The following is a 13,997-nucleotide window of genomic DNA, read 5'->3' on the forward strand; positions in this document are numbered from 1 at the left end:
CTTCCGTACACACTCCTACATGCTCTTTCAGCCATCAAACAGGCCATTAACCAGGGGGTGCCATACCTTCCGTACACACTCCTACATGCTCTTTCTGGCTAAAGTCATTGCTTCAGGCGTCATTGGCCATACCTTCCGTACACACTCCTACATGCTCTTTCAGCCGTCACAGACAAAATGGGCTACGACATGCCATACCTTCCGTACACACTCCTACATGCTCTTTCCTTGGCCAGCTGCCGAAGCCGTGGGGTGGAGCCATACCTTCCGTACACACTCCTACATGCTCTTTCCATTTTTACAATACTTGCCTTAGTGTTACTGCCATACCTTCCGTACACACTCCTACATGCTCTTTCCTTGAGAAATTTTGTACCGCACTTGAGTCGGCCATACCTTCCGTACACACTCCTACATGCTCTTTCCCTGAAAGAAAAACCCTAGGAACCATATAGGTTTCTAGGGTTTTTCTTATGAAAAAAACGTCAAAAAAGAAGAATTTGTGAAGCATTTACATGATTTTCTTGATAAGAGGGTTTCCCAAGCAAAATTTTCATTTTACAGTATTGGCTTTCGGTTACCGATAATAATCGAATAGATCCCTCCGGTGGAAGAGACACGATCAACCGTTTTTCATGTTTATCAATACTTTCTTCACCTTTAATTATGCGGCTATATACAGAAAACTGCAGCATCACGTAACCATCTCTAAGAAGAAATTCACGAAATTGCCGGTAATGGTATTTGTTAATAGGAGTCTTTGTAGGTAAATCAAAAAACAATAACAGTCTCATATACCTTCCTACTGGCGCTTTGATCATTAGGTATTTATAAAACGGGTAGAGTAATTTTAAAAGGATCGTTTTCAATAAAACAAGTACCTAATGATTTAACGGTTTCTCTTATAGCATTTTGTATTGAATAAGAAGAATTTTTGATTTTTACATTTTCTAAAATAAGTTGAACTAAAATTTGGCGGTTTTCCTTTGAAAGTGGCTCTGTAAATATCGTGCCTTGGGATAATACATATTGGTCAACAAAGGGGCGATATGGCTCAATTAAATCGTCGGCAAGGTTAAAGGCATTAAGCTCATTATGATGGAAAACCCCCAGCGAGGGAATAAAACCATACGCCACTAATTGTTGAGCAATGATGGACCGAAGAATAGCATATCCATAATCAAGTGCTAACGAAATACTTCCTGAGCCATGGCGCCCACCGGAAGAAAATAATATGGAAAAATAAATTCTAGCAGCATATGCTTCTCGATTTGTTTTATCTCCTGATTTAACTGAAGATGCAATAGAAACTAAGCCATGGTCAGTGTAGTTATGGAGAGATAAAAGAGAACCCTGATTCGTTATTTTTTGTTTAATTATCAATTTCCATATCTGCTTTTTCAAGGGCAGATTCATACTGTTTTGCAAATGAGTCATCCGTGATTGACGTGAATGTTGATGAAAGGATTGATAAATAGCACAGGGCATATGCTTTTCATCACAGGATAGTACAGCAATATTATATTTTGCAGCAGAGGAAAGAAAGCATCCTGTGAGATTGACTTGTAGTGTATCCAAAATGATTACTGAGATATCTTCAAGAGGAATTTTCGATTCTTCGATCTGTTTTACAACAAGCTGATTTTTATTTACAGATAAAATAGAAGGCTTACTAATTATAATTGATCTCCAACTCATGAAAAGTCTCCTTTTGAACGAGTAATATCGCCAAGAACTGAAACGAAAAGAAGTTCAATATACTTAATTTGAGGTGCTGTGATACTAAACGAGGTCTCTTTTGAAAGTAAATTAATGGCGTTGATTCTTCTATGCGTACCTTTGTAGTATCCAATATGCTCTTCACCACGAACCGTAATAAGACGAACTAAGTTGTTTTTATAGAGAGAAAAGCAACGGTGAAAGGTTTCGTCGATTGGAATCCAATTTTCTTCACTATTTTTCGGAACAATAGCCTTTAAAACTTCCTTTTTTTGTAGTGCCGGCAGCCGATAATGAGGAACAAAATAGTAGGATTCATTCTTTTTAAATATGCTGACTTTAAATAGACTATCCGTTCCATTTTTGTAAAGGGCGTTATTCTTAATATGGCCGGCCGTACCTTTATCAATAATCCTTATACTTTTTACAAGAGAAGGCACACGACCAGGCTTTGATGGTTTAAAGAATTTTTCGGTAAAGGCTTGCTTAGATATTTTCTTTATTTCTGTAAGAGATTTCTTATAATATTCGTCAATAGATATGATGTCAGTAAACCGCTTTAACAGAGCTTCTCGAAAGGCAACGTCTTTATCTGCCCCAACCACCGGAATAATGCCGTCTTTATCTTCTATGAGATGTTTTGGCTCTAATTCCGTTAAGGGAATCTTTTTAATCGTGTAGCCTTCCTTAATGTATTTAGGAAGAGCGCTTTGCGCTGTTTCGTCGAGTAAACATCCATTAATTTTATAACGCACGGCAATGGATGGATAGAGAGGTTTATAACAAGAAATATCTTCGTCGTAATACACCGGAGGTATCTTATGGATTCTTTTATAGGCAGCTATTTTTTCTACAGGATTTGCTGATAAACGAGCCTTTAATTCGTTATTAAAAAACGGCCAAGGCATAGGGAATGAAGGTCTATTGTCTTTGTTATAAAACAGTTGAGGTTGAGTTTCTTTTAGCTTATAGTATTCTGATATTTGTTGGAGCATCTTCTCGCTGGCAACTGCTACAACAGCAGCATCTTGAGCATGTTGTAAAAACTTCTCCCTGTCTTTTTTTATTCCCCAATTGTAGCGAAGAAAGCCTGTTACAGCGCCTTTAATAAGAACAATCGGCTTACGATTGTTCTTATCGCTAAATGTTACGCCCACTTTTAAATACTCGGCAGCTGCGGTTGCGGCATATTGAGTGTCGGTGAGATTTCTTGTTCGAAAACATTCGCTTTCTTCCTTGGTTAAAGGCTCGCGGAGTAAAGTTTGTTTTTTTCTCACGGAAAGGCGAGAGCCTTTTACCCAGGTGCAGAATCGATCCCAACGTTCTTTATCTCGTCCCAAATATTCAATGGGTAACCGATTAGACTTATTTTGATTTTCCGATTGTTTTACAAGGACCTTATTTGACCGTTCATTACATTGAGTCAGACTGTAGGGAATAATGTGATCAATTTCATAAATGCTTCCGTATAAATCACTCAGTAACATATCCAAATTAATCGGCTCACCGCTGTAGGGACATATTCCATCTTGTTCTTTATAATAGCGATATTTTTCAATTAATGAATACTTGGGTGTTGTTATGCCAAATTCCTTTAACTCCTTGACTAGGATTTCTGTTGCCTTTCTATTTTTGTTTTGTTGTTCTTCTATCTCCTTTTTCTTTTCATCAGAGTTAGACAGTTCACGAGCTGTTTCAAGATGTATAGCATAAGGTAAGCCGTAGCGTTTAATGATTGCCTGAACAATACGGCGAGTTTTGCATAATGCTCTAAATACAACTGGATTTGAAAATAGTGTTTGAGGAATGAGAGGCAGAATAAGAGGGTCTGTTTTTTGAATCTGCGTATTTTTAATATAATGGCCCTTATATTTACTGTTTGCGCAAGCAGCAGTATACGTCATGCCGGATTCCATAAGCGGAAGAATATTGTTTAATGCCTTGAAGGATAAATGAGAAAATTTTGAGAAGGATACGTTGCAAAGTAGAGAATGATATTTTGGGGGCAGCCCAATCTTTTTAAAACGTTTGATAATATTTGCTTCATTTTTCCCCAAAGCAATTGATTCGACCGTTTGATCCAATAGACGATAGTTTTGAGAAAAAACATTCCATTCATTAGCACCTAATGGACTCAGTGCCTTTTTTAGCGTGTGATATCCTTTTAGAGAGGTGAAGTTTTTTTGTTCTTTATCAATTGGGTGACCTTTAAAAATAGCATTAGGGGGGAATTTGAACTTTTTATTTAATATAGTTCGGATGTTAGAATAGGTCACCTTTTCCTTTGAATAGGCTAAATCAATTATGGCTTGTTTTTCTTCCATGGTTAAGAAAAATTCTTCGATTCCAATCATATACTTCAACTGGCTTAAATCCCGCAATAAATTGAAACGTTCTACAGTATAAGAATTTTTTGGAGCCCGCTTTTGGTGTGGTTCGAACGTACAGTAACCAACCATTTTTTCAATTGCTGAATTTGTGAAGGTGGGGCGTTGACTAGAAAAGATTGTTACATATTTTTGTTGAAATTCAACCGATGAATATTGATTTCCAAAAGAACGCTGAGCTTCAAATAATAAAGTTAGTTCATCCAATAGCATTTGCCTGTTAATAGTTGCAGTAAATTCTCCTCCCTTATTTCGGCATTTCTCTTTGAATTTATCGTCTTTATAATACATTTCACCCACTGTTCGGTAAGCGCACATAGTAAGCAATGAACGATTTTCGTTGATTGCTTTTTTCATTTTTTGAGCATTTTCATCTTTTGTATCAACAGAAATAAAACTACGGTGTTTGGCAAGATGAAATAGAACGACAGCCCATTCAATATTACTTAGACAACGATCTAATCCCTCGGCACGAAGTTGATAAGGTGACTTTCTAGTTCGTTTACCTAAATCGTTTGGTTTATTAAGAAGGGAAGGATGAAAATGAAAGTTCGTTACTATATCTTTTGTAAGAAGCCCGGTATTTACAAAAAGACGTCGTACTCGAATAAGACGATGAGCTTTTCTGCGTACGGTCTTGCTTCTGCTCGATTTTTCTCTTCTAACTTCGGCTTTACTTTTCCCCTTATAATCTTCAGCTTTGTCAAAAAGGTTTTCATTTAATGCGACAATTCTTTTATTGTCATTATCAATTACAGCCCATCCGATCGATGCGACCCCAATATCCAATCCTATTGTGTAATTCATAAACGACGCCCCCTTAAATAAACATTTATTTTTAGTATACGGTTGTTTGGTATTATTGAGTGGATGTGGGAATTGTATTGACAAGATTTTTTTTGTGTTTTAGAATGTACATGTACATTCTAAAATTGTACTTAAAACGTTATTCTCTATTGTGTTTTCAAGGACTTGACAGGTTTATAATGGCAAGTTAAAATGTCCATGGACATACGTTTAAAAAGAACGTTTGTATGTTTCTTCCCCGAGAGTAACGGAGAAGTAAAACAGAGAATATTACTCAGGAGTAAGATACGATTGCAAGGTATTTTTAGCTAAAATGATTAGGGAAATCTCACCCGTATAAAAGAGAGCCAAAAAGCCGGGAAATCCCACCCGTATAAGAGAGAGCTAAAAAAGCCGGGAAATCTCACCCGTATAAGAGAGAGCTAAAAAAGCCGGGAAATCTCACCCGTATAAGAGAGAGCTAAAAAAGTCGGGAACCCTCGCCCGTAAAAATGAGGATTAAAAAAGAACCTCATCGGTGAAAATCGAGAGGTTTTTCTTTTGTTAATATAAATAAGAAAGATGAGTCAAGAGTGCGGTATGATAGGATGTTCATTTTATGATTCAGAATCTGGAATAATATCTTTGATTTTCCGGGTAAAAGGAGAATGAACCAATGACTAAATTTAATGATTTTTTGAAAGAACAGCTCGATGATTCGAAGCTGCGGGTTGAGTATGAAGCACTAGAATCAGAATTTACTATCATTCAAGCTAGGATTGATGCTAGAAAAAATTCGGGTTTAAACTTCCCAAACCGCAAGCAAGCATAAATAAAGTAATCTTGAAAACACTTTTGTTGAAATAAGCACAAGTATTTGTGGTACTTGTGCGGCGAAACTTTGCGGGAAGCGAAGCGTAGCTTTAAGCCTGAGTGGTAACTACAGGAAAAGATCGGTATAAACCGGTCTTTTTCTGTTTTTAGACACAAAAAAGAGGAGTCCGCCTTTTTGTAAAAAGTAGACTCCTTTTTGATGTGAAGGAATTTTTAACAATGAGTAATTACTTCAAAACTAACTGACAAAGCCGGTTGTTATTTTCTAATACTTCTCCAAGCTACCGCGGCCTCAGGATGATTTTCAAGATCGTCAATACGCTTTTCGATGATTTGATCTTCAAGTTCTTGCAGACGCATATACATATCTTCATAATTCTGATAATCCATAACAACAGCGACAATATGCCCATTAACCGTGATATATTGAGGCCGTTCTTTTGCTTGTTTCCGAAGCGTACCAAATCGCTTCGCGGCTTCAGAGGAAGTATACATCTGTTCTTTATGGAAGCTTGGCTTTTCACGAGCTCCATTCATTTTTCATTCCTCCTTATCCTTCTTCTATCCTTCTTCTATCTTTAGTATATCGCAAGTAGCTTTAAAATGACAAAGGAGCCAAGGCATTGCGAGTGCCTTGGCTCCGGATAGGAGGTGACATACACCATGAAGATCCAAATCGTCCTAAGCGAGGAATTGGTTCTGAAGGTGGTGGCTCTTGTGGCTTTCATCCTTTGGAGCCTGTCCTAATCCTATCGGTTACCGTCGTCCTGATCAGAGGACGGCGGCTTTTGTCAATTTAATTATACAATTAGCATTTTTGTTGTGCAACATATTCTATGCCTAAAAAAGGATAACCCCCTCTTAATCAATAAGAGGGGGTATACCTTTCGAGTCGGTCGTTTTCAAACGACACCTGCATAATGCAGGCATTCCTTATCAAGGAATCGCTCTTGCCATAACGAACGTACACACTCCTACATGCTTTTTCGTTGACATCTTTATTATATCATATCTTTTTGCGTGTGCAACGTACGTCAAAAAAAATTGACACTAAATACGTATACTTAAATATAAGAGATCGTTTTGCTGACGATTTTTTAATATGGAATAAAGGATGTGTTATTTAGTGAAAAATCAAATTCAGCCAAGAGAGCATGATATTAGTACTGTGAATCGAAATTTAGCAATGAAAGCAGTCCAAGACTTCATAAAAGTTAAAGCATATACAATTGCTCTTAGAAATGCTGCGATATACGGTTTTCAAGGACCTGAAGTAGAAGCAATGGTTAATGAACAATTGGTTTTGGGAAGACATTATCAAGAAGTACTGAGCTCAATAAGAAGAGAATTATACTATCTAAACATTGTCCATTTGTATGATTCCTGGTTTGCATTTCAAGTAATAAAAGCCAATGGAAAGAAAACCATGGTACTTAAACCATTAACTTCAAAAGGCGTTGAAAATATCAAAAAAGATATTAAGCTTTGTGAAGAACTAACAGGAGAAGAATATTCATTAATTATTCAAGATGATAATAATTTTGACCTGGAAGAAATATCTCGTATAAAAGCAAAACAGGTATCATTTAGTGAGACCCTTCTAGAAAAGCATTTAGGAATAAAGAGCAGGATAATCGAAGGTGGTCAAGAGGGTTTAAAAAATAATTTAGTGATTACTTGGCATGCTTTGGAACGGTGGTGCCAACGAAGCAACATGATTGAAATGGAGATCCAAAAACTGCGAACCAACCCGGACTCTAGGAATGCTGTAATTGAACAGGTTCGAGAAGCATTTTTAGATGCGCGAAAAATGCACAGGAAAGATAATGTAAATTATTATTTTGACCCCAAAAAACAAATTCATTATGTTGTAATAGATAATGTTTTAGTAACCTTATATAAAAATGATTTTGGATTCAATTCCAAAATCAATTCCTATATTACTCAAAATCAATATTTGTATATTAAGAAATTGGCAAAAGAAACCAATCAAAGTCAATCTAAACTAAATAGAGTCCTTGAAAGACTACACAAGAAAAAGGCTTATCAAGAGGATCGAATAAAAAAAATGGAAGACTTACTCAACCAGGAAAAGCAGAAGAAATTGTCGATTGAAACGGAAATTCAGACTAATTTCGATTTGAAAAATAGCTTAAACGATAAATTGAGTGCTGCGGAGAAAACATTATTTAAGCCATGGAAAGTTACTCTAAAAGAAGATCTTATGCAAGATGAGGATAAAATTATATGTCCCGATGAAAAGGAACTCGACAAAGAACCCGTTCCTAGTTTAGTTGCTGATTTAAACTAGCTAAACAAAAAATTATTCCTGTCTATAAGGAGGTTTTGCTCATGTTAACACTAAATGTTAAAGATACAAAGAAACAATATGTTCAAGTTCATCATATGGCCCTGAATGGTTTAGAAGTAATAACAGAAACCGAACAAGGGGAAGTCAGTCATATTAATAAAGCTTATCTTGATTATCTTTTTGAAAATGGAATTCAATTACAATCTTCAATTACAATCTCATATTATTCGGGATGAAGAAATTGGGGGATTTACGGTTATTTGTGAGACCATTGAGCTTTATGGTGAAGGTGAAACCATAGATGAAGCAATAGAGGACCTAATTGATACCTCTTTCGATTATTTTAGCTTGTTTCAGGAGGACCCAGTGCTTTATTCAAAAATGAATACGGTTATAAAAAATATGGCTATACTGAAATTACTTCGTTGTGTAAGTGATGAAGAGATTCGAACAGTGATGGGGTTGGATGGTTTAATTAACAAGGAATAAACCAAAAAAAGAAAGGGCAGCTCTTTTGGAAAATGTTTTGATAGGTCTTATAATTAAATTTGATTTAGTATAAATTAAGAAGGGAGTGAAACTGTTCTTATGAAAAGGAAAATGAAACGGAATGTAGCGCTTTCTCTTTGTGCTCTAATTGTATCCTTAAATTGTACACCATCGTTTGCAAGTGAAAACACAAACCAAGTTGATCAAAGACAAATAGCTACTACTCAAAAAACGACGGGCGCTCAAAAAGCATTAGGGGGAATAAGGAACATTGCGAATCAAGCGATTGGCGCAATTATGACAGGGAGAGACCCAGGGAAAGTTGCAGAGGCTGCAACAACTGCAGCAAAATATGCAATAATATCAACAGTATTATCAGGTATAGTACCCAAAGACTCAATAACTGGCGACCCTATATTTTCTGGTAATAGCCTTGGAACGGTGCTTGATAGTTCAGGAAGTTCTTCCCCTAATACGGCCTCTGTTGAGTTGGACGCTTCAACCGTTGATGTTGGAGGCGTTGCTGGTTCAGGTACGGGCGATCTGACAGGAACAACCGGCGCAGAAGGAAGTGGTATTTTCTCTGGTGGAAATATGGGAGGTGCTTCTGGAAGCGGGCTAGGTGATCTCTATGGTAATGATGGAACATCATCAAGTCCATTATCAGATTCCACATATTCTCCCAATGGTTCTATTAGTGATTTAACTAATGGTGGTGCTATAAGTGGTTCCTTGGGTGGTGTAGTAGGCGGTATGCAAAATCAAATTAGCAACAATGCAGGCTATTCAGTGGCAGTAAATGGGCCTCAATATGTAACCGCAAAAGTAGAAATGGACCCTCCTAATCCTTTGAAAAATAAGCCTTTAAGCATCACGGCCAGTTTTGTGACCCTTGCTTTGCCGCCCGGGGCCATGGTTGTTCCAGACCGGACAACTCAAACGGAAACTCTGACATACGACACAGCCGGCACATACAGTAAAACGTACTCATTTGGCTATGATTACTACCCGCCGCCGGATTCTCATGGCAATCGTCCACCAACGCAGCACGGAACCGTAACGGTAACGGTTAAATTTAATGTGAATGAATTTAGTTCATTCGGTGGTAGCTCAGGAGGTCAGTATGGAGATATCAATAGCGGTGGAGGAACAACAGTTGTTGGTGGGCTAAGCAGCGGGGGGACTTCCTTGAACGTGTCTGGCTCAAATATGAACGGCAGCGGCGGCTACCAGTTGCCGCAAGATGGTGTTTTATCATCGGCTGCTACGGGATTGTCATCTGCAGCTAGTGGGTTAAGCAATGCTGCTGGAGGCATTTCAGATGCAATTCGGAGCGTTTTAACCGGCGATATGCCAGTTCCTTGGGGAAAAATGACTAGTAGTGTTGAGTCTCCAACATCAAATTCTATTAGCTTAGCTATTCCAGGGTTTGAATCAGTCGGTAATGGCTTATACTCTGTAGCCAGCGGCATTCAGTCCTTAGTTAATGGAAATAAAACAGATAGGCCAAGCGGTATTGATCCTGCAGAGGTTGCAAAAAATGAAAACGGAGGCAAACTCCAAAGCGATAAAACAACGGATCAGGTTCGGCAAGAAAGCGTTTCCACCGGGTCCATGAACAGTATTCTGGAAACAGCTTCAAAGGTGCTTGCGACAAAAGGGATAAATATAAAAAGTAAGCAAGATCTGGCTAAATTGTATGAAGACTCTCCCTACACTTCTCCGACCGACGCATGGGATATGAACCGCCTGGATCGGTTTGTAAATCTCAAAGCCAATACCACAAATGTTGTTGTGGCCAAAAACTAAAAAAAAATAAAGAAAATGCGTGCAATATCGCTAACGATATGATATAATAAAAATAAAAGTATCGTTAGCGATATTTTTTTAAGGAGGAGTAAAACATGCTTCAAAAAGCAATCATTCTTGTGTTTTTGGTAGTTTTATCAATCAATACAAGTCATGGCGAATGCTATATTTTTGCAAGTGATGCTGTTGAAGTTCAAGAAGGAGATAATTTTTATTTAAATTATAAGGACGCAACATATTCTGATCCACACGTATCGAGTATATTTAGAAAATTACTTAATGCAATGGAGACAAGTCGTTCCAAATCATATATGGTTCGTGTATATAAAAATAACGTAATGAATGCTTTTTGCGGGCCTGACGCACAAGTATATATTTATTCACCTATTGCTGATTTACCGGATGATTGTATTGCCGGGGTTATGGCTCATGAGTTGGGGCATAATGAAAAGAAACACTGGCAGAACGCATATGAACGCGTTATGCTTCAACAAATTGGAATAGCTGGACTAGCCCTCAAGGGTGGTGTTACCGGATTAGGGCTGCAATTAGCCGATACGGCAACAAAAGCACTCTTCTTCAGAGGGTATGGTTTCGAAAAGGAATGGGAAGCTGATAATTATGGATTTGACCTTCTTATAAGAACCGAATACAATCCAATGGGTTTAGCTCTCTTTTTACATGAAGTTGATAAACCAGAATACCAATCACCTAATACCACCGCAGAATTTATCAATCCACATCCTCAAACCGCAAAGCGAATCGTAAATCAAACCAATCGACTTGCCGAATGGACGAGTGGAAAAGTGGTTGTGGAGCCGCTTACCGGAGCTTTTACAATCAATAAAGTTCCCATTTTAACTCCTGTTCGTAGACAAGACGGTTTTACTACGGCTGGGGAACTAGCCTCTAGAGTAGTAAAAAAGAATTTAATTTTATTAGCAAAAGATGGAACTATCTACGATAAAAAGGGCGCTATTCTTTATCTAGAAGGGTGGAGTACAAAACCGTTTGATGATGTAGTTGCATCCTTAACGGTTGCAGGCTTTACGGTTGAAACGGAATAATTACCAGAAGAGTTCTCGCAAATGCGAGAGCTCTTTTTGTTTTAAGTAAAATGCAATGTACAATTAGTATGAAAACCTATATATGGGGAGGTTAAATCATGAAACTTAAGCAGATTTTATCGGCAGTTGCAAGCCTTGCTATACTAACATTTAGTGGCACCGCAGGAGCATCGTTTTATCCCTATCAGCAAACGAATGGTACGTTGACTCTGCCTAATTTCTTTACGGGAGGAAACATAAATATACCTACAGGGTATGGCGCTTCACTAGATCCGTATAATCCAGGACAAATAGCTAATATATATAAAGCTGCCATGGTTTCGCAGGTCTTACAGAACATATTTAAGCCTTCTGGAAACGGAACTGGTGATGTTGCTGTGTCAGGAGCAACTAACGGTCAAGAGGTTGTATTAAAACAAGAAGGAAATGCCATATATAGTGATAGCCATAAAACAAGTGACGTATGGATGCATATGCCTAGCGGCTGGGATCAGTCCAAGGGTTATGTTAGATGGTCACTTTCAGTAGACCCTCCCCACCCGATTGAATCGTCATCAGAACAGCCCCACAAAATTCGAGCAAGAATTGGTATTGCACAAGCGTCTAATACGCGAGTAATTATAAAGGTTGGGGGAAAGCAAGTCGAAGCAAATCAATATTTTGTATTAGATGAAAACCCAAAGTTCGGAGTCTACCAAGATTTAGCCATGAATCAAGCTGTGATTGATGTATATAATTCAGCCGGACAAAGGATTGGGGCAGCCTCATTTTTTATCAACTATAAAGTTAACAAGTTTGCTTCTTTCGGAGCCAATGCTGAAGGGCAAAATTCAGAAACGTATCAAGAGATTAAGCCGGGAACCGTTTCTTCTGCGTTAGCTAACTCAGACGCTTATTTGAAAAACAGCAACTCCAAATTTGGTGGTTATGAAGTTCCCTTAGATGGTGTAGAAGTTACATCGGTTTCGGATGGGAAAATGACCGTGAAAGATGCCGATGGTAAAGAAATGGTTGTTCAGACCAATAAGAGAACCGGTGATATGTTTAAAGTAGGGGATAAGGTGTTTATATCGGGGAAACTCGAGAAGGCACCCGATGGGAGTTATTTTATCGATGCAAACTCCATTAGCGCGGAAAAAATCAAAAGCGCAGTCTCTGGTACGGGGGTAAACGGAAAACCCTCTGAAAAAGATTTTAAAAAGGGCAATGCGGACTTTCTTCAAGGAATATTAGACCAAGGGAAAGCGGATCAAGACCGACTTGCAAAATTAAAAGATAATGCACAAGCAAGCCTTACGGCGCCCATGATGGGCGGTGGTGGCGTGTCTGGCGGCGGTGGAGGGGGCGGTGTGCGTTCCCCAGGAGCAAATCCCAATAACCCTAACCAATCGGTAGGGGACGTTATTAACGACTTAAAGAATGGTAATACGGATGGGATTACAAAAAAAGTAAGCAACTTGTTTGGCTTTAATCTAAATGATTATCTTGCAACAGGGGCTTCTGAAAGCGGAGTTCGAGGTGCAGTTATGGTCTTAGGGGTTATCTTAGGGGCAGCAGCAGTAGTAATTTTTTCTCCTGCAGGCCTGGCTGCCGGTTTAAGCGCCCTTTTAATTGGGGGAGGGTTAACCCTGGCATGGGCATTAGTCGGCCTTGTAACAGGAAATACGGAGGATTTACAGTCCCTTGGAAACTTCCTTCTTCACCCTATCTCCAACATGACTGCATTTTTTGAACAGGACCCCATTACGGCAGGGACAATGGTTATAACTGCAGCGGTTCTTCAAAAGTTCGGCAAGTTCATTCCGCCGTTAATTTCTCAAAAAATGATGAGCCTTGTTGAAGCGGCTAGAGGTACATTTGTTCCAACGGCAATCCGTAATGCCATGTTATCAATAGGAAATTATACGGCTGATATTAGTCTTGGCTTTTCGCAGCGGTTGGCGGCAAAAGGACTTTTTGAAAGCTTTATTCGTAATAGTGCATTAGGGGCAAAATTAGGGGAAATCGCCTATTCTAGAGCGATTGCAAAAGATTTATTTACCAATTTTGCGGGAAAACCGCAAAGTGAATTCATGCAGAACTTTCAAAATCTGATTCCGGCTCTTAGAAATAATTCTATTTGGGATCATGCGAGTGATATTTATGCCGATTTAATTGCAAAAAAGATTCCAAACTATGCATCCGTAAACAAAGTAATTAACTATTTAAAAGAGGCACAACCAAATGCGGTTAATATCATCAGCGAAAGTGGAGCCGAATTAAAAGCATTTACAGGAAGAGACAAACTGAGCGACGCCGTGAATTCCATTTTAAGAAATCAAAAAGCGCCCCAGGACATGGTGCCTATTGCAAAAAATGTCCGTGTGGCAATGCTGCAAGATGATTCGTATCGAATTTTGAGCAATATTGAATCAGACGTTTCCTATGGTATGTTTAAAAACGGAGGCAAGGAAGTATTAGTTAAGCCGGTGCCTGTGTTTGAACGGCCCGGGATAACGGCTACCCAGGGAGTGGCCAACGGGGAAGTATTTAAAGACATTCGAGATTTGCTAAATTCCAAATAGAAAAGAGCAAGGCGCCGCATTGGCAGCCTTG

The 13,997-nt window shown here is 38.6% G+C and carries 11 protein-coding genes and 1 CRISPR repeat array; of the genes, 7 read left to right on the forward strand and 4 right to left on the reverse strand.

The window, feature by feature from the left end; all coding sequences use genetic code 11:
• Positions 1 to 59 precede the first annotated feature (59 nt).
• Positions 60 to 426: direct repeats of the CRISPR family, unit length 37 nt; unit sequence GCCATACCTTCCGTACACACTCCTACATGCTCTTTCC.
• Between the two features lie 59 nt (positions 427 to 485).
• From cas2 to cas9, 3 genes are read right to left on the reverse strand one after another with little or no spacing between them, the layout of a single operon-like run.
• Complete coding sequence (gene cas2, locus C508_RS0115935; RefSeq protein WP_018704571.1) at positions 486 to 794, reverse strand: CRISPR-associated endonuclease Cas2; 309 nt, start codon at positions 792 to 794, stop codon at positions 486 to 488.
• A 34-nt stretch (positions 795 to 828) separates the two neighbouring features.
• Positions 829 to 1,698: a type II CRISPR-associated endonuclease Cas1 gene (cas1, locus tag C508_RS0115940; protein WP_018704572.1), complete on the reverse strand. Its 870-nt coding sequence runs from the start codon at positions 1,696 to 1,698 to the stop codon at positions 829 to 831.
• A complete protein-coding gene (gene cas9, locus C508_RS0115945) occupies positions 1,695 to 4,913 on the reverse strand; it encodes a type II CRISPR RNA-guided endonuclease Cas9 (RefSeq protein ID WP_018704573.1) in 3,219 nt (1,072 codons plus the stop codon). The genes cas1 and cas9 overlap by 4 nt, the downstream gene beginning before the upstream one ends.
• A 655-nt stretch (positions 4,914 to 5,568) precedes the next feature.
• Here cas9 and C508_RS20505 point away from each other — a divergent pair.
• Entirely contained in the window at positions 5,569 to 5,724 is a 156-nt protein-coding gene (locus C508_RS20505; protein WP_018704574.1) for a hypothetical protein, read from the forward strand.
• A 260-nt stretch (positions 5,725 to 5,984) separates the two neighbouring features.
• Here the strand turns inward: C508_RS20505 and C508_RS0115955 are convergent, their stop codons facing one another.
• Positions 5,985 to 6,263, reverse strand: coding sequence for a type II toxin-antitoxin system Phd/YefM family antitoxin (locus tag C508_RS0115955; RefSeq protein ID WP_018704575.1), 279 nt, complete (start codon positions 6,261 to 6,263; stop codon positions 5,985 to 5,987).
• A gap of 589 nt (positions 6,264 to 6,852) precedes the next feature.
• Between C508_RS0115955 and C508_RS0115965 the strand changes: the two genes are divergently transcribed.
• The 6 genes from C508_RS0115965 to C508_RS0115990 all read left to right on the forward strand — a co-directional run bounded on the left by C508_RS0115965 (position 6,853) and on the right by C508_RS0115990 (position 13,966).
• Positions 6,853 to 8,037: a hypothetical protein gene (locus tag C508_RS0115965; RefSeq protein WP_018704576.1), complete on the forward strand. Its 1,185-nt coding sequence runs from the start codon at positions 6,853 to 6,855 to the stop codon at positions 8,035 to 8,037.
• A 41-nt stretch (positions 8,038 to 8,078) separates the two neighbouring features.
• The gene (locus C508_RS20415; protein WP_018704577.1) at positions 8,079 to 8,273 is read left to right on the forward strand and encodes a hypothetical protein; all 195 of its coding nucleotides are present in this window, start codon (positions 8,079 to 8,081) and stop codon (positions 8,271 to 8,273) included.
• Positions 8,224 to 8,526, forward strand: coding sequence for a RelB antitoxin-like protein (locus tag C508_RS20945; protein WP_422664651.1), 303 nt, complete (start codon positions 8,224 to 8,226; stop codon positions 8,524 to 8,526). Before C508_RS20415 ends, C508_RS20945 begins: the two co-directional genes overlap by 50 nt.
• Positions 8,527 to 8,625: 99 nt before the next feature.
• A complete protein-coding gene (locus C508_RS20420) occupies positions 8,626 to 10,335 on the forward strand; it encodes a hypothetical protein (protein ID WP_156817656.1) in 1,710 nt (569 codons plus the stop codon).
• A 95-nt stretch (positions 10,336 to 10,430) separates the two neighbouring features.
• On the forward strand, positions 10,431 to 11,402 hold the full coding sequence (locus C508_RS0115985) for a M48 family metallopeptidase (RefSeq protein WP_018704580.1): 972 nt from the start codon (positions 10,431 to 10,433) through the stop codon (positions 11,400 to 11,402).
• Positions 11,403 to 11,500: 98 nt separating this feature from the next.
• Positions 11,501 to 13,966, forward strand: a complete 2,466-nt coding sequence (locus tag C508_RS0115990) for a hypothetical protein (protein ID WP_018704581.1) — start codon at positions 11,501 to 11,503, stop codon at positions 13,964 to 13,966.
• Positions 13,967 to 13,997: the final 31 nt, after the last annotated feature.

The sequence above is a fragment of the Anaeromusa acidaminophila DSM 3853 genome (assembly GCF_000374545.1).
GTDB lineage: Bacteria > Bacillota > Negativicutes > Anaeromusales > Anaeromusaceae > Anaeromusa > Anaeromusa acidaminophila.